Below are 23,520 nucleotides of genomic sequence, written 5' to 3' on the forward strand. Positions count from 1 at the left end.
GCTTGCCGCGTTTGTTTGCCCCGGATATGGCCGTCCCACAACTATTAGCATGCTGCTGTACGTACACCAATGCAGGGCATAAGCTGCACCATATCAGAAACAAGCATCATCTAAACCAACATAAACCAAAAGCTATGAGCAAACAGGAAAACATTGAAACACAAAAGCAATTCGGGGAAGCCATTAACAGCGGCAACCTGGAGAAGTTTGATAAATTAATGACACCGGGTGTAAAAGACCACGATCCGGCGCCAGACCAGGGGCCGGGGCCGGAAGGGTTCATGCAATTCTTCACAACCATGCGCAACGCCTTCCCCGACCTCGAAATAAAAGTGGAGCACATGGTCAGCGACGAAGACAACGTAGCCATAGCCTATACCGTAACCGGCACGCACAAAGGCGAATTCATGGGTATTGCACCCACCAACAAGCAGATCAAAGCACGCGGCGTACAAATTGCCCGCTTCGAGGACGGGAAAATAGCAGAGCGCTGGGGCAGTTCCGATGAGCTTGGCATCCTGAAACAGATCGGGGCCAGTATCAAGGGTTAACAGCTTGAGTTGACTTTACAACTATAATAGGCACCGCATCCCGCAAGAAGAAAGTATACTTGCAGGATGCGGTGCTTTTAGTATATGCCCTCGTTTCGGATAACCCTCCTCCTAACCTCCTCCCAGAGGGCGGAGGAACAAAAAAACAGCTTCTCCGGAGCGCAAACCCAGTAGCTAAATTTTTAGGTAAAATTTCAGAGTCGCCCACTATGCGTGTGTCTCCTTCTGTTTTTTTAGGAGTGGTTAAGGAAGATAAGTTTCCTCGTGGCGCGGGAGTAGGCTTTACACGCTTGTCGCGTGCAGGCGTTCCGACTTGTTTTAGGTAATTTGTGCAGGAGCTTAAGTTGAAGCAGCAGACACTTCACCAGCAAGTGGTGAGGTAGCGCTGTAGTATGGTAAACCTGATAAAGTGACACCCCCCGTGCTGTAGCATAGGCACGAAAAGTATACCTTTGTGTTTGTAAGCCAGATGAGAGCAATACCTTTAGGCCCGTTCTCTACCAACCAACACAAACATGTCCCGCAGCTACACCCCTTCTGTTTCCCGCACGCCCCAGATAGCCGCTCAACCCGAGTGTAAGCTCAGCAGCATAGCACAGGAGTTTAACACAAAAACGCAGCTAATAGAAAAGCTGAAGCAGCAGCTTAAAGCCCGAAACGAAAGCATGGACCTGGCCAAGCAACGTTTCGACAAGGAACTGGGCCCCCTCATACTGCAGATTGTTGCGCAGCGTGTAGCCATGGTGCAACTGCTAGACGAAGCCTATGCACTTCCCTTCTTTAAAAGGCGCGAAAAGGGAAAGCTTGCCACCCTGTTGGTCTCCATCAGCAAGGAGTTGATTACACGGCACAAACGCCACGACATGATCGCTTACTACAACAGGTATGCTGAGGTTCCTTTTGCTGACAGTATGCCCAAAACCGACAAAGCAACGGTACCTGATGCAAATGAGCCCATTGCCAAAAGCGAAGCGTCAGCCCCTGACCAGGATAGTGCAGACACTTTTGTGGATTACCAGGCCCAGCTGGACCGGGAGATGGAGCAGCGCGAACAGGAAAAGCAGCACCGGCAGAAGAACCGCAAAACCAAAGCGCAGCAAGCCAAAGCGGCGCAGGCCAAGGCAGAACTAAACAATATCAGCAAAGCCAGCAGACGCGTGTACACGGCCCTGGCTAAGCAGCTGCACCCCGACAAGGAACAGGACGAGCAGGCGCGCTTATGGAAAGAAGAGGTAATGAAAAAAATAACCCAGGCTTATCACCAGGACGATTTTTTTGAACTGCTCCGGTTACAGATGGAGTACTTGCAGGAGGCGGCTTTACAGCAACTACCCGAAGCGCAAATAACCTACTATGTTCAAATCCTGACCGACCAGGTGCACGCGTTAAAAGCTGCGCTTGCTAATTTCAACAACAGTCCGGATGCAGCCTTTTATGACAGCTTCTGCGGCAGCCCCAGGCAAATGAACCACAAGTTTAAACAGGCCAAAGAAGACCTTGCCCTCGAGCTCCAGCACCTCAGGCTTACCCTGCGCAGCCTGCAGGACCCTCAGGAGATCAGAGCACTTCTAAAAGCTGCACTTTAGCGGAAGTATAACAGCATTAAAGCTATTGCTGCAACACCAGCTTTCTGCTTATCATGCTGCCGGCCACCTCAATCCGCAAAAAGTAAATACCTTCGGGCAGGCCCGCCGTTGAGAGCCGCATACCCGACTGCAATTGCCCTACCTGAGCGGTTTGCTGCGCCACGGTCTGGCCTGTGCTGTTGCTCAGCGTGAGGTATATAGCGCTACTTCTGGCTTTTAGGTCGGTGTAAACCAAGTTGAAGCCACCCTTGCTCGGGTTAGGGTATACGATGAACTTCTGAGCCTCCGCTTCCGGCAAAGCCGAACTCAACGTGCTTGCATCTACCTTAATTACCCAGTAGTCTTTGTTTCCGCGAAGCGCATCTGTCTTATCGCCTCCTGCCTCAGAATCAGAAGCCCCTCCCAGTAAAAAGCCGCCGTCGGATGTGAGGGCAACCGACTCTAACCAATCATCGCCGCTTGCTCCATAGGTTTTATCCCATGCCTTGCTGCCATCTGCATTCAATTTTACGACCCAGGCGTCAAAGCCGCCCTTAGAGGCCTCTGTCTTGCTGCCATTCGCCCCTGAAGCAGAGCCCCCTCCCAGTAGGTAACCCCCATCGGAAGTCGGCACCATGGAAGCCACCCAGTCGTTCAAATTACCGCCATAGGTCTTGTCCCATACTTTGCTGCCGTCGTTGTTCAGCTTCACCACCCAACTGTCTTCCCCTCCTTTAGAGGCTTCTGTTTTGTCGCCGTTAGCCCCCGACTTAGAGATGCCCCCCAGCAGGTAGCCACTCCCGTCTGTAGCCGCTGTAAGTGTCCGGAACTCCTCCAACCCGCTTCCACCATAGGTCTTATCCCATAATTTGTTGCCGGCTGCGTTCAGCTTTACTGCCCAATAGTCCCTATCACCTCTGGGCGCTTCAGACTTGTCGCCACTTAAACTAGAAGCGGAGGTACCCCCTAGTAAATACCCCCCATCTGAGGTAACCAGCACCCCTCCCAGCCTGTCATAGCCCGCGCCGCCGTAGGTCTTGTCCCAGGCCTTGCTGCCGTCGGCGTTCAGCTTCACCACCCAGTAGTCCCGGCCGCCCCTGGAGGCCTCGGTCTTGTCGCCGCCCACCCCGGACTCGGAGGTGCCCCCCAGCAGGTAGCCGCCGTCCGGGGTCGCTATAACAGATACAAGGTAGTCGAACTGACTACCACCATAAGTCTTGTCCCATACTTTGGTGATAGATGTTTGGGCCAGCAAGGCATGCGACGTAAACAGCAGCGCGGCAATCAATACCAGGATGGCAGGTAGCTGCTTGTTTTGCTTTTTAAGGGTAAATGTTGAATTCATAAGAGTGGTTTTAAGATACGGGAATAGTTAACTGTAAAGCAAGGATCCTGCAGGCGCTCGAACCTTTTTAAAAGGCTATTCACCCATAACGTAAGGCTGTTTACCCTATCTATACGACCGTTAATACTAATAGTTTATGTAAAAAAAGTTACATTGGAAAACAACTACACAATCTGTGAGCTATAAGACGTCTGTTAAAACGTAACCAGCTGTTATTGAGAATTTTGCACACAGATTTTTTTGGAAAATAATAGCTAGTTACATGAAAAGGAAGTATGGATGGAGGATAGGCAGGCGACTTCTAAACAGGTAACAGGATGCAATAGCGAAGGGAGGTTTCGGACAGAGAAGCAAGGCGTTTAGATCCTACTTCACCACTTTTCGGGTGCGGTATCTCAGCAATGATAACCTGAACTTTTGCAGGAAGAACAAGGAGAAGAGAAAAACCGTGAGTGCGGGCCAAAGTATGATGAAAAGCAACGCGTTTATTTCATAATAAGACAGTCCCGACAGGTTTGCCATATTGATCACAAAATCAGTGCAGTACCTGTAAACGAACAAGGCGAAATTGCTTAGTATGTCGATCATGACTTCTGCTTTAACAGGCTGATTTGCTGCTGCATGCGCATGGTTCTCACCAGCAGGTACGACAGCGCCGAGGGCCACAGCACCACCAGGAAAATCAGGTTCGCCCACACGTAGCTCCCCATCGTACTGAGCACAGCGATCATTCCAGAGTAAAAAGGATCAACAAAGAAAATATATTTCCTGAGCCCTTTTACATGGTGCTCCTTGCAGTAACTGGTGTCGTTGTGGCAGTTCCAGGTACAGGCATCCGGCGTAGCAACTGCAGCGTTTATCTTCATCAGTCCATCGCTGTTCTTTAAACTTTCGTTTATCGTCAGTCTGCTGTATTCATTCACCCCAATCATCACGGCAAAAGCCATGAGCAGCGGTGTGAAGTATAGGAGGAGCTTTTTCATCAGTTGCAGTTTATACTTCCGGTTTGAGCGAAGCGGTAAAGGTGGTTGAGTAGGGCAGCCAGTTTGTAAAAGGTGTAAGTATAACTTAAATGTAACGCCTTTACAAACTGGCTTATGCTCTTTCGGATTTTAAAATCCGAAAGAGCGGATGCGCTGGTTTAACCAATACCGCACAATGCCATCCTGTTTACCCACCTTAATGCTGTAAATCCTGATTCAGACTAAAACTGCAACCTCCTCCCACTCCCAACAAAACATTTACTTCCGTATCTTTGTAAATAACCATCAGCAGAACGCGGCTAAACCATAAGCCTTGTGTTCTGCCTTTGCTGTTTTGTGACATTTAGAACGGAGTACCCTTGAAAGTAAAAGATTTTTTAGAACTGTACCGCCTCGACAGCGTGGTGCAGACCATTGCCGAACGCCTGAAGTCGGTGGCATCTTTCCGCCTCCAGCTTAAAGGTGTGGCCGGTAGTCAGGATGCCGTGCTGGCCTCGGCGGTGTACACGCTAAACAACCAGCACCAACTCTTCGTTTTGCACGACAAAGAGGAGGCGGCCTACTTTTATACCGATCTCAAAAACCTGCTTGGCGACACACAGGAAGTGCTCCTTTTCCCTACCTCCTACAAACGCCCCTACAGCTTCGACGACACCGAGAATGCCAATATCCTCATGAGGGCCGAGGTGCTCAACCGTCTCAACCAGAAAACCGGCAAAGGCGAACTGATCGTGACTTACCCCGAGGCGCTGACGGAGAAGGTGATCAACAAAAAATCTTTGGTGGAGAATACGCTGGGGGCCAAAATAGACGAGAAACTGGACACCGCCTTCTTAAGTGAGATGCTGGCCGAGTATGGCTTCGAGCGTACCGAGTTTGTGTACGAGGCGGGCCAGTATGCCGTGCGCGGGGGTATCGTGGATGTGTACTCCTACGCCAACGACCTGCCTTACCGCATCGAGCTTTTCGGGGACGAGATCGAAAGTATACGCACCTTCGACCCGGACACGCAACTATCGGTGGAAACCAAGAAAAGCATCTCGATAATACCCAATGTGCAAACCAAACTACTGCAGGAAAAACGCGAGGCTTTCCTCGATTTCCTGCCCGAAAACACCACGCTTTGGTTCAAGGACATTCGCCAGACGCTGGATATTATTGATGAGTACTTCGATAAGGCCGCGCACAACTTCGAGAAGTTGATGGCTGGCAGCGGCGGTACCCAGATCGTGTCGGACCCGGAGCAGCTGTTCCAGACGCAAAAGCAGTTCAAGAAGCTGCTGGAGCGGTTTAATGTGGTGGAAATGGGCAAGCGCTTTCATTTCAAATCGGCTGAAGTGATTCAGCTGCAGGCCAAGCCGCAGCCTTCGTTTAACAAAGATTTTAACCGGCTGGTAAAAGACCTGCACGAGCAGCAGGGTGCCGGCTTTGTGAACGTGATCGCCACCGACTCGCCACGCCAAATCAACCGCCTCACCCTCATTTTTGATGAACTGGACCACGACGTGCGCTTTCAGCATCTGCCCATTTCGCTGCGGGAGGGGTTCATCGACCAGACACTCAAAATAACCTGCTACACCGACCACCAGCTATTTGACAGGTTTTATCAGCACAAGGCCAAGGAAGGGCATTCCAAAACCAAGGCCATGACGCTGAAGGAGCTGCGCTCGCTGCAACCCGGCGACTACGTAACGCACGTCGACTATGGCATCGGCCGCTTTGCCGGTCTGGAAAAAGTAGAAGTGGGAGGCCGCCTGCAGGAGGCAATCCGGTTGGTGTACCGCGACGATGACCTGCTATACGTCAGCATCCACTCGCTGCACAAAATATCAAAGTATAGCGGCAAAGAGGGCGGCCCGCCAAGTATGAGCAAGCTCGGCTCGCCGGAGTGGGAGAACAAGAAGAAGAAGGTCAAAAGCAAGGTAAAGGACATCGCCCACGAGCTGATCAGCCTGTATGCCAAGCGCAAGGCCGCGCCGGGCTACGCCTACTCCAAAGATGGCTTTTTGCAGGCCGAACTGGAGTCGTCTTTTATCTACGAAGACACCCCCGACCAGGGCAGGTCCACGGAAGACGTGAAGGCCGACATGGAGCAGCCGCACCCCATGGACAGGCTGGTGTGTGGCGATGTGGGCTTCGGTAAAACGGAGATCGCCATTCGCGCCGCCTTTAAAGCCGCCTGCGATGGCAAGCAGGTTGCCATTCTGGTGCCCACCACCATCCTGGCCATGCAACACTACCGCACCTTCCGCGACAGGCTGGAGCAGTTCCCGGTGAGCGTGGACTACGTGAACCGCTTTAAAACCACCAAAGACACCAAGGAAACCCTAAAACGCGTGGCCGAGGGCAAGATCGACATCCTGATCGGCACGCACCGCATCGTGAGCAAGGATGTGAAGTTTAAAGACCTCGGCCTGTTGATTATTGACGAAGAGCAGAAGTTTGGGGTGAAGACCAAGGAGAAACTCAAGGAGATGCGCATCAACGTGGATACCCTCACCTTAACGGCTACGCCCATCCCGCGCACCCTGCACTTCTCGCTGATGGGCGCACGCGACCTTTCGGTTATCGCCACGCCGCCACCAAACCGCCAGCCGGTAAAAACGGAGCTGCATGTGTTTGAAGAGGAACTGATACGCGATGCCGTGGTAAGCGAGATGAAACGTGGCGGCCAGGTGTTTTTTGTGCATAACCGCATCAAAGACATCGAAGCCATGGCCGACATGATTCTGCGCCACGTGCCCGATGCGCGGGTAACCTATGCCCACGGGCAGATGGAGCCCGAGAAGCTGGAGAAACGCATGATGAAGTTTGTCAACGGCGAGTACGATGTGCTGGTGAGCACCAACATCATCGAATCGGGTCTGGACATCGAGAACGCCAACACCATCATCATCAACCGGGCCCACATGTTCGGCCTCTCAGACCTGCACCAGATGCGCGGCCGCGTAGGGCGTTCCAACAAAAAAGCCTACTGCTATTTGTTAACGCCACCCGTTGCCGGCCTCCCTTCCGATGCCCGCAAGCGCCTGAGCACCCTGGAGGAATTCTCTGACCTGGGGGAGGGCTTTAAGATTGCCATGCGCGACCTCGACATCCGGGGGGCCGGCAACCTGTTGGGTGGCGAGCAGAGCGGCTTTATCACCGACCTGGGCTTCGAGATGTATCACCAGGTGCTCGACGATGCCATTAAAGAGCTAAAGGAAACGGAGTTTAAGGACTTGTTCCTGGGCGATAACCTCGGGAAATTTATAGAGCCAGAACGCGACTGCAGCATCGAGACAGACATGGAGGTGCTGATTCCAGAAACTTACGTGAGCAACATATCTGAACGCCTGAGCTTGTACAGCAAACTAGACAATGTTAAAAGCATGGAAGAGCTGGAGAAGTTACAGGCCAGTATCATAGATCGCTTCGGACCCATGCCGGATGCGGTAAAACAGCTGGTAGAGATTGTAAAACTCCGCTGGCAGGCGCAGCAGCTCGGGTTCGAGAAGCTGACCATCAAAAAAGAGGTGATGAAAGGCTACCTGCCCAGCGAGAACAACGACGCCTATTTTCAGTCCGACACCTTTGGCAACATTCTCAAGTATGTGCAGCAGCACTCCCGTAAGTCCAGGTTAAAAGAGGCCAAGAACAAGCTGATCGTAATTGTGGAAGATATTGAAAGCATTCAGGTAGCGAAGGATGTGTTCGAGGGTTTCGGGGTACAAGCAGCTATCTCAGCGTAAGCAGCGCCTCCGTGATGGGTTAATGTGCGGGGTAAACGCCTGGTCTGGATAAAATTAGGCGCGATATGGCCTTGTTAATTGCTTTATAGGGTGCCTTTGCTTACTTTGCATGTACACATCTCACTTAATTACAAAGCTAATGCTCGAAGCAACGCCGTTAACTTCATCGGCATTAGGACCTGTATTCAGGGTTCTTCCCGGTTTGTATTTGGTACTTCAGCCTGACCTCACGATAATAGACGCCACAGATGCTTACCTGGAAGCCACCCTGGTATCGCGCGAGGAAATAACAGGCAAATGCATCACGCAGATTTTTTTAAATAACCCTTTCTCCCCTTACCATAACTACCTGCGCGAGTTTGAGGGCTCCCTGCGCGCTGTGTTACAGCAACAGGAACCCCACACCATGCCTCTACTGCGCTGCGACATGCCTGTTAGCGACCAGGATCACCATGCCCATAAAACCCGCTACTGGAGCCCGGCCAATTCCCCTGTTTTTGATGAAACGGGCCATGTTCGTTATATCCTGCACGAAATACGTGATATAACCGAAAATGTGCTGAAGGAGAAATTGCATGAGCACCACAACGAGCGGCTTTTGTTACTCACCAGTGCCCTGAATGCAGTGGCCTGGGAGTATGATATGGAGCACAACAAACTAACATGGGGCAAAGGGCTGAAAGAAGTGTTAGGCTACACCCCCGAGGAAATGAGCTCCGGCGGAGAGTCGTGGGACAGCCGCGTGCACCCCGAGGATTTTGAGAACCTGCAACAAAGCATTTCCAACGCCACCTCCTCGGGCCATAAGATCTGGACAGGAGAGTACCGGTTAAGGAAAGCCGATGGCACCTATGCCCATGTGCTGGATCAGGGGTATATCATTTACGATGATAAAAAGCCCATCCGCACGTTCGGCTCTATCATCGACCTTACGTACAGTAAGCGCATAGAAGAGGACCTGAAGGAAAGCGATGCCCGTTTTCGCCATTTACTCGAGAACCTGCCGCACATGGCCTGCACCTCCGACCCGAAGGGAAAGATCTTATACTTTAACGACAACTGGTACAGCTATACCGGCATGAAGCCCCGGCAAACCGAAGGGTGGATTAACACCGTTCATCCCGAGGATTCAGCCGATGCCCTTACGGCCTGGCACGTGGCGCTTCAATCGGGGCAGCTCTACGAATCAGAGTACCGCATCCGGGATTGTATTGCCGGCAGCTACCGTACCTTTCTAAAACGGAGCGTGCCCATGTATGACCAACACGGAAACGTGAAACTATGGATCTGCACCTTCACCGATATTGAGGAACAAAAGCAAACCCTGGAAAAAATACGCGCCAAAGATGCCCAGATTGAAAAGCTGCTGATGCTCTCCCCGGCCCACATGTGCATGCTGGAAGGACCGGACCTTGTGTGCCGCTATGTATCGCCGGGCTTGTATAATATTTATGGCAACAGGAGTTATATCGGTACGCCTGCCCGCCTGCTCTGGCCTGAATTCGATTCGCTTGGTTTTCAGGAACTGCTGCAGCATGTGTATGAGCAGGGGGAGATTGTGCAGGTAAAGGAATTTCCGGCCCTTTATGACCGCCTTCAGAATGGCAACCCGGAGGAGGCCTATTTTAACATCAAGTACCACCCTATTTTAGATAATGAAGGCAACTCCGAGGGAATACTGATTTCAGCAATAGAAGTAACAGAGGCTGTAGAAGCTAAACGTGCAGCCGCCCTGATGGCCTTAAAGCTTCAGGAGAAGGTATAAGCCAGGGCTGCTTTAAAGGATCTAATGCACCCTGTGGACGTTCGTGCCTAACCTCTCGTTTTTCGCATTCGTATTCGCCCTGGGAAGCCAGGTTTAAACACATGTAACTTATGAAAAGCAACCCTGCTTTACTTAGCAATATTAATTTTGAGCAAATATTTCATGCCTCCCCAGGGTTGCTTTGTGTTTGTACGCCTGATCTGACTTTTGTCGCTGTTAGTAACAGTTACCTGAACGCAGTTTATAGAAAGCGCGAAGAGGTCATCGGCAAGTATGTATTCGATGTTTTTCCTGATAACCCTGCCACACCCGACATAAAAGCCCGACAGTCGGCAGCAGCGTCTTTTAATCAGGTGCTAACAAAAAAACAGGCAGTTACGAAATCCGCTACGCGCTACGATATTAAGCGGCCCGAAGAGCGGGGAGGTGGTTTTGAGGAGCGATACTGGGAAAGCACCCTAACGCCCGTGTTTGGCGACATGGGCGAGGTAGCCTATGTTTTGCAAGAGTTGCGCGACTGCACCCCACAAGTGCTGGCCGAGCGGGAAGTTGAAAAATCTTTCAGGCACCTGCAAATGCTGACCAAGGAAGTGGGCGGCATCATGTGGGAATGCGACATACCCAGGAACAAATTAACCAGGAGCGCCGAATATTCAGCCGTATTCGGATACCCGGCAGAAGAGTTAAAGACAACGCTGGATAACTGGAAAAGCAAAGTACACCCCGAAGATTACGATCAGATGAAGTCGGCCCTGGACCATGTAACAGCCAGCAGAGGCAAAACGTGGAGTGGGGAGTACCGGCACCTGCGGGCAGATGGCACTTATGCCGATGTGCTGGACCACAGCTACTTATTCTACAACAAGGCCGGAGAATTGGTGCGGATGCTGGGCTCCATGCTTGATATTGGTCAGCAAAGGCAACAGGAGCAAAAGCTGCGGGAGAGCAACGATCGTTTTGAGCGGATAGCCAAGGCCACCAACGATGTGATCTGGGACTGGGACCTGCGGGACAACACCCTTTGGTGGAACGAAGGGCTACATACCCTGTTCGGTTACAAGACCCACCCGAATTCAATCGATTTCTGGAAGGAGAACATTCACGAGGAGGACCGCCTGCGGGTAGACCTAAGCATTCGCCAGGTTTTCGATTCAGAAGCGTCTTACTGGGAGCAGGAGTACCGCTTTAAATGCGCCGACGGAAATTACAAATCAGTATACGACAAAGGGTATGTGATTCAGGATGAAACCGGCCATCCGATCCGAATGATAGGCGCTATGCTGGACATTACCGAGAAGAAGAAATTGGAGCAGGAACGCGAGAGCCAGTTGCAATGGATGCAAAGGCTGCTTAACTCCCTGCCGCACATGACCTGGACCGCAACACCTGACGGGGTAACAGAATACTTTAACGAGCGCTGGCAAAACTATACAGGCCTTACACAGGAGGAGAGCCTGGGGCACGAGGCCTTTTTAGAGGCCATTCACCCCGATGACAGGGACGCAACTTTTGAGCGCTGGCAATATTCCGTGCAGCACGGCGCCTATTACGAGATGGAATACCGCATACAGAACGGCCGGAATGGCGCTTACCGCTGGTTCCTGGGCCAGGGCATACCGCTACGGGATGAAAAGGGGGAGATACTGAAATGGATAGGCACCTGCATTGACATTGAGGACCACAAAAAGGCGGAGGAAGGGCTGGTGGAGAAAAACCTGGAACTCGAGCGCAGCAATCAGGACCTGGATAGTTTCGTGTACACCGCTTCCCATGACCTCAAACTACCCATCATCAATATGGCTGGCATTTTCCAGGAGCTTATCCAGGTGGCTGAGTTTAAAGACCCCGACGCCTACAAAATGATCGGCATGTTCGACAAATCGCTGGAGCAGTTGCATACCACCATCCAGGACCTGTCGGAGGTGGTAAAGGTACAGAAGGTAAAGCGCCGGGAACTGGAACAGGTACCCTTCAGCGAAATAGTGGAGGACGTGGAATTAAGCCTGCAAAGTATGATCGATGAAACCCAAACACAGGTCATCACAGACTTTTCAGGCGCTGCCCTGGTTCCATTTACAAAAGGCAACCTGAAAAGCATACTTTTTAACCTGATCAGCAACAGCATCAAGTACCGGTCTCAGGAACGTACACCAGAAATAAGGATAAGCACAGAACTAAAAGGTAACTTTGTAGAGTTAAAGATACAGGACAACGGCCTGGGCATTGACATGAACAAACACCAGAACAAGCTGTTCCAGATGTTTAAGCGTTTCCATAACCATGTAAATGGCTCCGGCCTGGGCTTATACATCGTAAACAGGCTGCTCACCAACTATGGCGGCTATATCCATATTGAGAGCGAATTAGGCACCGGCACCACCTTTTACCTATACTTTAAGCAAAAGCAAGTTTAAGCACAAACAGTAAACAAGGCATGAAACCAATCAAAACCATATTGCTAGTAGATGATGATGAAACTACTAACTACCTGAACCACCGCTTGCTTACGCGCATGAAGATAGCCCCCGACATCAGGGTAGTTACCAATGGAGAGGAGGCCCTCCTGTATTTAAACAATGCTTTCGCGGGCGAGGACGGCTATCCGCGCCCCGACCTGATCTTTGTGGATATAAAGATGTCGGTGATGGATGGCTTTGAGTTTCTGGAGGCGTACCAGAAAATAGAGTCGCAGCATAAAGAGGAGGTTACCATGCTCATGCTTACCTCCTCGGCCAGCTTTTACGACCTTGAAAAACTGAAGCAGTTTCCGGACGTGCGCCAGCACTTTGCCAAGCCTTTAACTGAAAGCGATGTGCGCGAAGTGATGCAAACGTATTTTTAAGTTACTCCTAACCAGATTTCTGAGCGGCATTCCTTTCACCAGGGATGCCGCTGTTTTTTTGCAGCCCTTTCTCCTTTCAACTAACGCTGCTGCATTGCCGTACATAAAAGCCTGCACCTTAGGGTGTTTTAAATTGTAAATCATCTTAAAAACAAGACTATGGCAAACGACACACGAGATTACGGCAACCATGCGGAAGAGAACTGGCGCATGGGCCGTAAGCTTGCCCAGCAGGATAGCGATGCACAAAAGCGCTACGGATACCGCGGCGAGGATAACCGGAAATGGGACGAGGGCAATTACTTTCACACGGGGCCAAGCCCACGCGGCGCCCAGGACAAACCCAAGCAGAAATACGGCGAGAACTACCAGCACGACCGCAACAGCACCTACGCCCAGGGCCGAAACGCGCACTTGAGAGATCACTACGGCAGCCGCCCTGATAGCGCGTACCGGAACGAGCGCTCTTACCTCGACCACGGAGATCATTACCAGCACAGCCAACAACATAGCATGCGCCGCCCGCACCAGCAGGGAGATCCGCTACAAGGCAACACCACCGACAGAACCAATGACTACAACGATGAATGGCGCGAAGCACCCGGAAGCAGAAGCCGCTATAAAGAAGGTGATTTCAGGTACGGCAGCGGTTCGCATAACTGGTACCGCGAAGGCAGGTATACCGCAGATGAGGATCGAAGCCCACGCGACCAGCGCGGCTTTATGCATAAAGTGAAGGATACCTGGAACGACATCTGGCACTCCGATGACCCCGCTTACCAGCCGCACAACCGCTATGAGCCAAGGTCGGAGCGGATTGACCCCGGCAAGCGCCACGGCTCTGAAGTATACCGCAACCGTAATTTCGACAAAGGCTATGAAGGTGGCCCCCGCTGGGCCGACGAGTCAGACTCTGGCCATGATAATTACGATCATGATACGGATCGAAACCAACGCTTTCGCAGATAAGCCGTATAAAGGTTTGATTAGGTAAAATTGGTAGTAGATTTAATTTAGGAAGTAAAACAACAAAGCCGGCATTTGATGCCGGCTTTGTTGTTTTTGTGTGTTTTTTTGTTTATATTAATCACAAACATCCTGATTATCAGCGCGTACACCAAAGTATACACATACCAGGAACTGATTTCTCACCTAACCAAAACACCATGCAGCACGACGAACACGACCGCAGGCACCCCCGCCATCAAGATCACCGACACGCCCACAACCAGCCCCATGAACACCGGAACGACGCGAACTTTAACGATTTTAAAAGCCGCTGGGGTGAACCGAACCCCTATATACACCTGAACCACCAGGAAGATTGGCAACCGGAAGACTATGGCCGCTATGAAGATCAGGGCAGGTATCACCGGGAAGAGTGGCTGCCAAACCAGCAATACCGACAACACCATCAGCGGCATAGCGAACACCTGCAGCGCCACCCCGAGCAGGAGTTCTATCCGCAGCAAGAACCCGGTCAGCGACAGCGGGATGTACGCTTTGACAGAAGTAACCAACGCGTGGAAGACCGCTGGATGGAGAACCCCTTAGAGCCGCACCCTGAATCGCGCCGGCGCAGGCGTGACCCACGTGATGCTTACTGGGGCGAACAGAACCGCTAGTGTTGATCAGCCCGGGAAATTAGCCGTCTAGTAAAGTTTGAAGCCGGGCCTGGGGAGGCAAAACATAACGCCCTAAATCTCATTGCTGGAAAAAGACTAAACGCGCGCTTTATCACCCTTTATGATACACTACCCCAGCAGCAAGCTCCCTGATACGGGCACCAGCATTTTCTCGGTTATGTCGGGCCTCGCCAACCAACACGGTGCCATCAACCTCTCGCAGGGCTTCCCCGATTTCAACTGTCCGGAGCCGTTAATGCACCTTGTAACCAAGTACATGCACGAAGGCTTTAACCAATATGCCCCTATGGCGGGAGTGTTGAAACTGCGGGAAAAGATAAGCCTGAAAACAGAAAGTATGTATGGGTACACCCCCGATCCGGAGACAGAGATAACGGTAACCTCGGGGGCGACAGAAGCACTTTTTGCAGCCATTACCGCAGTGGTGCGCCCCGGAGATGAGGTAGTGGTACTGGAGCCCTGCTACGATTCCTATGCCCCTGCCATCCGCCTGGCCGGCGGGCATCCGGTTTATGTTCCGCTCGCGCTTCCTGATTTTAGCGTGGATTGGGAGAAGGTGGCAAGTGCGCGCTCGGCCCGTACCCGCCTGCTCATCATCAACACCCCACACAACCCGACCGGCGCCGTGATGACCCGCCAGGACATGGATATCCTGGCCAACCTATTGGAAGGAACCGACATCCTGGCGATCAGCGACGAGGTGTACGAGCACATGGTGTTCAACGGGCAGGAGCACTTCTCCGCGCTGCAGCACCCACAGTTACGTGAGCGATGCTTCGTGATCTCCTCTTTCGGAAAAACCTACCACACCACAGGCTGGAAGATCGGCTATGCCGTGGCACCCGTGCCCCTGACCGCTGAGCTGCGCAAGATGCACCAGTTCATTACCTTTTCATCGCCTACCCCATTGCAACTGGCAATCGCCGATTTTATGGATGAAACGAGCCATTATCTGGCACTCCCTGACTTTTACCAGGCGAAACGCGATTTTTTTGTGCAGCAGCTTCAAGGTTCCCGCTTTCAGCTTATCCCGTCGGCAGGTACCTACTTTCAGCTGGCAAAGTATAGTGCCATTACAGACGCTCATGACCTGGACTTTGCCCGGCAGTTAACAATGGAGACAGGCGTGGCTGCAATTCCGGTGTCTGCTTTTTACCATGATCAGACAGATAACCAGTACCTTCGCTTCTGCTTTGCCAAAAGCGAGGCGACACTGCAGGCAGCCGGAGCGCGCTTGGCTGGCCTTTAGGTAGTTCTAATTTGTTATTTTAAAGGAAGATATGGATTTACGCGTCACGATTGTACAAACTGAACTGCACTGGCAGGATGCCGCAGCCAACAGGCGCATGTTCACTGAAAAGCTGGCAGCTGCAGCCCCAAAAACCGACCTGATCGTGCTCCCCGAGATGTTTACCACCGGCTTTAGCATGAGCGCGGCTGGTTTGGCTGAAGAAAACGAAGGCCCCACCCTGGCCTGGATGCAGCGCGAAGCGGAGAAACACCAGGCGGTTATAACCGGAAGTGTGATCGTACAGGAAAACGGGAACTATTTCAACCGCTTGTATTGGGTAAGGCCGGATGGCAGTTACGCCACCTATAATAAAAAACACCTGTTCCGGATGGCTAAAGAACACCACACCTATACTGCTGGGAAAGAAAGGCTTCTTGTAACGCTGAAGGGCTGGAACATTAACCCGCTGGTTTGTTACGACCTGCGCTTCCCGGTTTGGAGCCGCAACACCGGCAATGCCTATGACCTGCAGCTGTACGTCGCTAACTGGCCAAAAGCGCGTAGCCTGGCGTGGCGCACCTTGTTGCAGGCGCGCGCCATCGAGAATCTGGCCTATGTAGTGGGTGTAAACCGGGTGGGCACCGACGGGAACAACCACCCCTATGCCGGCGACTCAGCCTTCGTTCACCCAAAGGGGCATCATTTACTGGCAACCAGCGAGGTAGAAGGAATTCATACTTTAACCCTGAGCAAGCAGGAACTCGATGACTTCCGAGCCGCTTTCCCGGCACACCTGGACGCAGACAGGTTTAGTTTTGAGTAATATTTACTACGGACTCTACGCTTCCAGAAACTGTTCCACTTCGCTTAACACATTCGCCTCTGCTACCTTTTTAAAATGGAGCTGCGGCCTTGCGGCAAACATGCGCTCCAGCCGGCCATGCTGCCCCAGCAGTAACACCAGGCGCTGCCCCATTTCAGAAAACACCTCTTCCAGCAAAGGCATGAGCGCCGAGATATCAGTTATACGCTCATCTGCTTTCATGCAAACGACAGCCTTGTCTGCCTCCCGAAGCAGGCGCAAGCCATAATGGCGCATCAGTTCACCCGATTTTTCATCCAGATCCAAAACGGCCACATGCGGCAAAGCCTCCTTAACTTGCTCGGGAACCGGCTGATGGAAATGGCCTGATCCCGTCAGGTCCAGGTACAGAAACGACACCATCAGTGCACCACCAGTTTGGCCGTGGCGTGTGCATCGCCCTCGGCACTGGCCCGAATCACGTACATGCCTGGTGCCATCTGACGGAGAGAAAAGCTATGCTGGCGGCTGTAGGTGCCGGCACTACGGTATACTTGCCTGCCTATGGCATCAAACACTTCCAGGCGCACAGGCTCCGTGGCTTTTACAGAAACAGTGCCATGCACTGTTTTAGCGGCAGGGTTAGGGTATACTTCCAGCTTCAGCCCTGCGTCCGTACCAGTGGGTTGGGCCATGTTTCCGGCAGTTTGCTGCAGCAGGTACACCCCGCCTCCCAAAGTACCGATAGCCGCGTAAAATTTATTTTCGCCGCCTAACGGTGCTACGGCTATACTGCCCCACTTACCGAACCGGGTTGCCTGCAGGCTTTGCGTCAACGTGTTTTCCAGTAGTTCGGTATCAGGGATAAACGCCTCTGGCGGCTGCTGTTTAAAGTTACGGTAAATGCGCAGGGTGCCGCTGTCATCCACTGTCAACAGATCCGGTGCGCCGTTGCCATCCACATCTGCCACAGCAGGGGAAAGCGCGCGGCGCGCCGTGTTAAAGTTAAGCCCGCCAAAATGGTTGCTCTCCAAAGTATAAACCGGAGCACTGGCACTGCCGGTATTTTTGTAGAGAGACAAGCTCCCGTCAGCCATCCCTGCCAATAAATCCAGGTCGCCATCTTCATCAACATCCGTAAAGGCAGGCGAAGCGCCATCGGGCAAAGGCAGCACCACTTTCACATTTGTAAAATCATAGCTGGCCGGTTGCCCCTTTAAGGCTTTGTTGCCGATAAAAACAACGCGGGTTGTATTGGCATTGAGCTCTTTATACGTAAGCACCAGGTCAGGCACGCCATCGGCGTTCATGTCCTGGAAGGCAGGCTTGATAGCGAACAGCTGCCGGGCTTTTAAATCCAGGTAGTCGTCTGTAACAAGCTCGAAAGCAGGAGCCGTTTGGGTTCCGGTGTTGCGGTAAAAGCTAATGGATGCGCTGTACAAATTATCGCGGTAAGAAGCGAAGTTGCCTATCAGCAGATCCAGGTCGCCATCGCCATCCAGATCAGCGAAAGCCGGGTAAGCACCCTCACTTAAGTCGATCATCTGATCCTGTAAGAAGTTGTTCTTCACAAAAGTAAAGTCAGGCCGGTTTGCTGCGCCGGAATTGCTGTAAAGCCAGGACGAGTTCTTAAAGTCGATGTTCCGGAGGTCGTGGGTAGCCTGCGGCGCTACAAGCAGATCCGGCTTGCCATCGAAGGTTACGTCTTCGTAAAATGCTGCCGGGTAAACAGGAAAGGCAGCGGGTTTAGTAGCAGGGAAAGCAGGTGTAAAGCCTGTCATCACCGCATTCCCTTTATCCCCCTGGTTCTCCATCAGCAACAAGTTATCGCACTGCACAGCACCGGAAATCAGATCCTGGTCGCCATCGGCATCTATATCCAGTAACAGGAGCGCAGAGCCATCGTGGCCGGAATGCAGGGGAGCCGCTACCCTGCAAAAAGCGCTGAAGAGGTAGTTGTTACAGCCCTCGCACTCGGATATGCGGCCCCACCAGTCGGTTTGCTGCGTAAACTGCAGGCTGCCACAGGGCAAGTTAAGCTCGGCCTGCAGATTGATGTAGTGTTCCAATGTTTGCCCGCGCGAGAATTCGGAGATCAGGATATCCAGGTCGCCATCGCCGTCAGTGTCTGTAATGGCCGGGATGTCAGCGGTGTTCATCTGTATGTTCACTTTCCCGTTGTTATAAAACAACACCTCTTCGGCTAAGGCAAACTTCAACTTTCCAGGTTCGGCGGTTTCCTGTTTAAATACCCGGATCCCCAGGGGCGTGCTGGTGAAGATATCCTTCATGCCGTCGCAGTTATAATCGCGCAACAGCACCCAGTTCACCAAATCAGCCGGAAAGAAAACCTCGTAATCCGGGGCATAGGTGTACTGCCACTTCCCTTCCTGCCTGAAGGCCAGCCAGGTGTATACTTTTTTAAGCTGCCTGTCAAAAATAAAGAGATCCTGCTGGCCGTCCTTGTTCAGGTCGAGGGTAGAAAACTGCGGCGTGTTAAGCCCCCCGCTCCAGGGGTTTGCCAACTGCCCCGTACTTGTTGCAACGGGAACGTCCGGGCGATAGCGAAAAGCAAGCTTCTCGGCTTCCTGTGCCTGCACCTGTGCGCACAGCAGTAAAAGAAAAATAAAGAAAATGAATTTTATTCTCATATAGCCTGAGCTGTAAACCTTGAAATTGAACCGCTATAAGCTAACAAACAGCGGCGTCAGCCTTTGTTTACCTTATTTGCTGTTTTGGATGTATATTGCCAGTCGGGTGGCCAACAGAAACTGATAATGCAGTCTGCCACTTTAATAGCATTTATTACTGATAAAAATACGCATTTTATGCCAGCTAGCATCGAATTCCTGTACCAAAAATACCTGGGATGCCGCCAGGTAAGCACCGACTCGCGCGCAACCCAGGACCAAAGTATGTTTTTCGCCCTGAACGGACCCAACTTTAAGGGTGCCAAGTTTGCAAGGATGGCCCTGCAGAAAGGCGCAAAATATGCCGTAGTGGACGACCCGGCCTTGGCCGCTGACAACGTGTTTGTGGTAGAGGATACGCTGCAAACGCTGCAGGACCTGGCGCGCCACCACCGCCGGCAGCTCAGCATACCAGTGATCGGGATTACGGGCAGCAATGGCAAAACCACCACCAAGGAGCTGATCTATGCGGTGCTCAGCCAGAAGTTCAATACGCTGTACACGCAGGGCAACCTGAACAACCACATCGGGGTGCCGCTCACGCTGCTGCGCATAACGCCGGAGCACGAGATGGCGATCATTGAAATGGGGGCAAATCATATCGGGGAGATTGCCTTGCTCAGTAGCATTGCTTTACCCACGCACGGCATGATCACCAACATCGGCAAGGCGCATTTGGAAGGCTTTGGCAGCCTGGAGGGAGTGGCCAGAGGCAAGAGCGAACTCTATGTGCACCTGGATAACTACAAAGGCACCGTGTTCGTGAACACTGGCAACGAGCACCTGATGCGCATGAGCCGCCGCATTGAGCACAAAGCAACTTATCCCGGCCCTGAAGACTTCTATCATTCTGAGCTGCTGGAGGCCTCTCCATTTGTGGTGTATAAAGACGAAGAAGGCAGCGTGGTAAAAACGCAACTGGTAGGTAGTTATAATTATGAAAATATGGCTGCCGCTGCTTGCATCGGAAAGTATTTTGGCGTACCGCTAATTAAAGCCAACGAAGCCATTGCCAACTACAGCCCGGTGAACAACCGTTCGCAGGTGGTGCACAAAGGCAGCAACACTATTTTGCTGGATGCCTACAACGCCAACCCAACTTCTATGGCAGCGGCTGTGCGCAACTTCGGAAGTATGACTGCAACGCATAAGGTGGTTATACTGGGTGACATGTTTGAAATGGGTGCAGAAAGTGCTACTGAACACAAAGCCTTGGGCGAAATAGTGGCTTCTCAACCCATAGACAGGGTACTGCTTTGCGGCAAAGACATGAAGTATGCAGCAGAGGTAAACAGCGATTTTTTATACTTTGAGACGAAGCCGGAGTTACAGCAATGGCTACAGGACCACCCGGTAACTGACAGCTACGTGCTTGTGAAGGGCTCTAGGGGCATGGGGCTGGAAACGCTGCTGGAGGTGCTGTAAAATGGCGTACTGAAAAGCAAAGAATACTTACCAAAACCCAGAATACTTACCAAAACCCAGTTGGTGAGCGGTAATAATCAGGGGCAGGAGCAAAGAGCTTTCTGCCCCTGATTATTTACTCGCCGCTACTTTACCTCCTTAAACATCCCACTGTTACTTTTAACAGTCATTCAATTCATTTTCATACCCCAAAAAGCCACTCCATGCTTACCCAGCCAAATAAGGGGGGGGATAAAACATACCATTTACAGGCGTCACTTTTATATAAATAATTTCCTATATTTACTGCAGCCTATCACCTATTTTTACTAAAATTTATTCTTTTATGAAAACAAAGTTTATACTTCTCGCCCTGCTGCTGTGCGCCTGCTTCACGGCCTCTGCCCAGGCACCGGATTCACTTATCTCCTATCGCCATCACATCGGCCTGAACACCCGCGTGGTGCTCGATAAAGTTATCGACCAAAATAGCCAGACTCCCCTGCAGCTGTTTTACAAATACCAACTCTCCGCCCGCTCGGCCCTGCGTCTTTCTATGGAGGGTATGTATGTCAAGTCCGATTCATCCCAGTCCTTTACTGACCGACTGGACGAGGTTACCCACTACACCTGCGCGGGAAGCCTAGGTTATGAGCGGCAACTGCAACTGGGCAAAGTGCTCATGGTCTACTACGGAGCAGATGCCTTCTACCGCCGACAGGGAAAGGACATAGAGATTAGGAATAAGTTTCTAAATACTGACCAATTGTATGAAGAGGTGTATGTAGACGAAGAAAATACAACTAAAGCTCTTGGTTTACGCCCTTTCGCAGGGCTACGCGCTAACTTAAACAAGAGGTTTTACCTCTCCACTGAAACAGCATTAAGCATTAAAAGAGAAAAAAACACGCGAGATTATTATGCTACAGTTACTGTGATTACTACTGAAGGAGAAGGAGTAACTTATAACTATAGTGACCACTCTACTAAAAAAATAAAAATTACACACTTACCTATCAACTCAGTTAGCCTCTACTGGCTTTTTTAGAATTTAATTTAAACCCATATTAATTCAAGTCTATGAAACACTTTTTCGCAATTATGCTCCTTATTAGCCTGCCATATTATTTATTGGCACAAACTAAAATATCTCCTCAAGGTAATCTCCCTCAATGCCCAGGAAATATTGTTTCTTACTCCGCATATCCTAGTGGAGGCTCCGCAAGTGCCGATTACAAAAACTGTTCATTTAAGTGGTCTATTACCAAGGGCAAATTTTTTCTGACTGGTAACAGCAATGATTATATTACTATTAATAGTTCGGTTGATGTTATTTAGGATGACGTTACGCAGAAGGGCGAGCTCAAAGTCATTATAACCTCATGCAGCAATACAGCAAACAATGGCAGTCCCACCACAGGCGGTGTCATCATCAAATCCATTAACGGGGTAAACCCATCCCAGGTGAATGTAAATGGCACGGCTTACACCAGCTACAACTTAAACTGGTGCAGCACTAGTCCCCTTACCTTATCCATAGATAGGCTAAAGATACCTAACACACCGAGCGCCTCAGACCCGGTTTACAACACACAGCTGTACATCGACTGGTATGAATGGACGCTGCCTACCGGCTGGCGCACCAATGACAACCAAACGGGCACCTTTACTACTCAAAGTTACTCAATAACCGTTATACCTGAGGCAGGGCCAGGAGGTCTGGTAAAGGTAAGGGGCTATAACTACGAGTGCAGTGCTTACAGTTCTCCCAGAACACAATTTTTTACTAACTACAGTACACTTACCATAAACCGTGAACCGGTGCTGGGCACCATCACCGCCTCTAAAGCCAGCGTGAACTGCGCCGACACCTCTCCTGTTACGTTCAGCGTTCCTGCGCTGCCTGGGGCCGCCTACTATACCTGGTCTTTGCCAGCGGGGTGGGGCATATCCGGCACGGCGACTGGCAATACTATAACTGCTATTCCAAGCGGCACGGGCGCGGGTCAGGTAGAGGTATCTGCCACCTGCTCCAGCCCAGCCAAAACAGTAAACGCAAATCCTTTTGCCATTGGCTATGATCCACGAGTAGCAAAACCAACCTTTACGGCCGCAGATCCCTTCATCTGTACAAACAAAAACTTTGCTGTGGCTAACATACCAGGTGCCACAGGTTATACCTGGGAAACAACTGGCAGTTTGCTTATCAACGGGTTGCCGTCGCCTCAGTACAACATGCCAGCACAGGTTACCCTTACTGCAGGTTCTTACAAGGGTACCAGTCAGGTAAAAGTGTACGCTACAAACGACCAATGCCACAATAGCTAGGCTGTAACAAAAGATGTCTGGATAGGAAATCCCAGCGTTACATCTCCAGGCATTACCATAGATTACACAAAAGACTGCGAACAGTTTATGGGGCTTTCGGTGCAGAATGCGCCTGGTACCACCACCTACTTATGGTATTCCAATGTATCCAGCGACCCATACTACTTCAATCCCTCTGATGAAACCCTTTATTATGAGGGTTCTGCCACAGCACAGGAAGTAGAAATAGTAGGAATAGCAGGGTATTACAGGCGGTTTAGAGTGTATGCAAAGAACGAGTGCAATACGTTGATCTATATTGGAGAAAAAGTATACGAAATGCGTAGCCCCGGCGGATGCTACCCCGATGATGGAGGTTGTGATGGCTTTATCTGTGCAACGGCAACTCCTAACCCTGCCAACAATCAAGTGGAGCTAAATGTTAAGCCAGACAAACGCCACCCCGTAAAGCAGACAAATATTTCTTTTGTGTTATACAACAGCAGCGGAAACCCGGTTAAGAAAGGCAAGGTCATAAATGATAAAACTACTATACATACTGCCAGTTTAAAACCGGGCATGTACTATCTTTATATCTCTCACGAAAAGGGCAACATCAGAAAAACAATAATTGTTGAGCGTTAAATTTACTCAGCAA

General features: G+C 51.2%; 20 protein-coding genes. 15 read left to right on the forward strand and 5 right to left on the reverse strand.

Going from position 1 to position 23,520, the window contains the following annotated elements:
- Positions 1–134 precede the first annotated feature (134 nt).
- On the forward strand, positions 135–551 hold the full coding sequence (locus AC4BAN_RS10260; RefSeq protein WP_490564313.1) for an ester cyclase: 417 nt from the start codon (positions 135–137) through the stop codon (positions 549–551).
- A gap of 515 nt (positions 552–1,066) precedes the next feature.
- Positions 1,067–2,137 (forward strand): J domain-containing protein, encoded by a 1,071-nt coding sequence (locus tag AC4BAN_RS10265; RefSeq protein WP_490564314.1) that lies wholly within the window; start codon positions 1,067–1,069, stop codon positions 2,135–2,137.
- Between the two features lie 22 nt (positions 2,138–2,159).
- Here AC4BAN_RS10265 and AC4BAN_RS10270 read toward each other — a convergent pair whose 3' ends face one another.
- The 3 genes from AC4BAN_RS10270 to AC4BAN_RS10280 all read right to left on the reverse strand — a co-directional run bounded on the left by AC4BAN_RS10270 (position 2,160) and on the right by AC4BAN_RS10280 (position 4,444).
- Positions 2,160–3,461 (reverse strand): T9SS type A sorting domain-containing protein, encoded by a 1,302-nt coding sequence (locus AC4BAN_RS10270; protein WP_490564315.1) that lies wholly within the window; start codon positions 3,459–3,461, stop codon positions 2,160–2,162.
- Positions 3,462–3,827: 366 nt separating this feature from the next.
- A complete protein-coding gene (locus tag AC4BAN_RS10275) occupies positions 3,828–4,049 on the reverse strand; it encodes a hypothetical protein (protein ID WP_490564316.1) in 222 nt (73 codons plus the stop codon).
- Positions 4,046–4,444 carry a hypothetical protein gene (locus tag AC4BAN_RS10280; protein ID WP_490564317.1) on the reverse strand — a complete coding sequence of 133 codons (399 nt, stop codon included), beginning with the start codon at positions 4,442–4,444 and terminating at the stop codon, positions 4,046–4,048. The genes AC4BAN_RS10275 and AC4BAN_RS10280 overlap by 4 nt, the downstream gene beginning before the upstream one ends.
- Before the next feature lie 359 nt (positions 4,445–4,803).
- On the opposite strand from AC4BAN_RS10280, the gene mfd reads away from it, so the two are divergent.
- The 8 genes from mfd to AC4BAN_RS10320 all read left to right on the forward strand — a co-directional run bounded on the left by mfd (position 4,804) and on the right by AC4BAN_RS10320 (position 16,482).
- Positions 4,804–8,175: a transcription-repair coupling factor gene (gene mfd, locus AC4BAN_RS10285; RefSeq protein WP_490564318.1), complete on the forward strand. Its 3,372-nt coding sequence runs from the start codon at positions 4,804–4,806 to the stop codon at positions 8,173–8,175.
- A gap of 139 nt (positions 8,176–8,314) precedes the next feature.
- Positions 8,315–9,940, forward strand: a complete 1,626-nt coding sequence (locus AC4BAN_RS10290) for a PAS domain-containing protein (protein WP_490564319.1) — start codon at positions 8,315–8,317, stop codon at positions 9,938–9,940.
- Between the two features lie 110 nt (positions 9,941–10,050).
- Positions 10,051–12,354 carry a PAS domain-containing sensor histidine kinase gene (locus AC4BAN_RS10295; protein WP_490564320.1) on the forward strand — a complete coding sequence of 768 codons (2,304 nt, stop codon included), beginning with the start codon at positions 10,051–10,053 and terminating at the stop codon, positions 12,352–12,354.
- A gap of 20 nt (positions 12,355–12,374) precedes the next feature.
- Positions 12,375–12,782, forward strand: coding sequence for a response regulator (locus tag AC4BAN_RS10300; RefSeq protein WP_490564321.1), 408 nt, complete (start codon positions 12,375–12,377; stop codon positions 12,780–12,782).
- 159 nt (positions 12,783–12,941) lie between these two features.
- A complete protein-coding gene (locus AC4BAN_RS10305) occupies positions 12,942–13,751 on the forward strand; it encodes a hypothetical protein (protein ID WP_490564322.1) in 810 nt (269 codons plus the stop codon).
- Between the two features lie 197 nt (positions 13,752–13,948).
- Entirely contained in the window at positions 13,949–14,407 is a 459-nt protein-coding gene (locus tag AC4BAN_RS10310; RefSeq protein WP_490564323.1) for a hypothetical protein, read from the forward strand.
- Positions 14,408–14,528: 121 nt separating this feature from the next.
- Positions 14,529–15,677, forward strand: coding sequence for a methionine aminotransferase (locus AC4BAN_RS10315; RefSeq protein ID WP_490564324.1), 1,149 nt, complete (start codon positions 14,529–14,531; stop codon positions 15,675–15,677).
- Positions 15,678–15,708: 31 nt separating this feature from the next.
- A complete protein-coding gene (locus tag AC4BAN_RS10320) occupies positions 15,709–16,482 on the forward strand; it encodes an amidohydrolase (protein ID WP_490564325.1) in 774 nt (257 codons plus the stop codon).
- A gap of 15 nt (positions 16,483–16,497) precedes the next feature.
- Here AC4BAN_RS10320 and AC4BAN_RS10325 read toward each other — a convergent pair whose 3' ends face one another.
- Together AC4BAN_RS10325 and AC4BAN_RS10330 are read right to left on the reverse strand one after the other, a co-directional pair.
- Entirely contained in the window at positions 16,498–16,884 is a 387-nt protein-coding gene (locus AC4BAN_RS10325; protein WP_490564326.1) for a hypothetical protein, read from the reverse strand.
- Positions 16,884–19,112: a T9SS type A sorting domain-containing protein gene (locus tag AC4BAN_RS10330; RefSeq protein WP_490564327.1), complete on the reverse strand. Its 2,229-nt coding sequence runs from the start codon at positions 19,110–19,112 to the stop codon at positions 16,884–16,886. The genes AC4BAN_RS10325 and AC4BAN_RS10330 overlap by 1 nt, the downstream gene beginning before the upstream one ends.
- A 177-nt stretch (positions 19,113–19,289) precedes the next feature.
- Between AC4BAN_RS10330 and AC4BAN_RS10335 the strand changes: the two genes are divergently transcribed.
- From AC4BAN_RS10335 to AC4BAN_RS10355, 5 genes are all read left to right on the forward strand, one after another.
- Positions 19,290–20,576, forward strand: coding sequence for a UDP-N-acetylmuramoyl-tripeptide--D-alanyl-D-alanine ligase (locus AC4BAN_RS10335; protein ID WP_490564328.1), 1,287 nt, complete (start codon positions 19,290–19,292; stop codon positions 20,574–20,576).
- 325 nt (positions 20,577–20,901) lie between these two features.
- On the forward strand, positions 20,902–21,603 hold the full coding sequence (locus tag AC4BAN_RS10340) for a hypothetical protein (protein WP_490564329.1): 702 nt from the start codon (positions 20,902–20,904) through the stop codon (positions 21,601–21,603).
- A 32-nt stretch (positions 21,604–21,635) separates the two neighbouring features.
- Complete coding sequence (locus AC4BAN_RS10345) at positions 21,636–21,893, forward strand: hypothetical protein (RefSeq protein WP_490564330.1); 258 nt, start codon at positions 21,636–21,638, stop codon at positions 21,891–21,893.
- Between the two features lie 126 nt (positions 21,894–22,019).
- The gene (locus AC4BAN_RS10350) at positions 22,020–22,883 is read left to right on the forward strand and encodes a hypothetical protein (RefSeq protein ID WP_490564331.1); all 864 of its coding nucleotides are present in this window, start codon (positions 22,020–22,022) and stop codon (positions 22,881–22,883) included.
- A gap of 87 nt (positions 22,884–22,970) precedes the next feature.
- Complete coding sequence (locus AC4BAN_RS10355; protein WP_490564332.1) at positions 22,971–23,507, forward strand: T9SS type A sorting domain-containing protein; 537 nt, start codon at positions 22,971–22,973, stop codon at positions 23,505–23,507.
- The last annotated feature ends 13 nt before the right edge of the window (positions 23,508–23,520 follow it).

The sequence above is a fragment of the Pontibacter sp. GD13 genome (assembly GCF_058216355.1).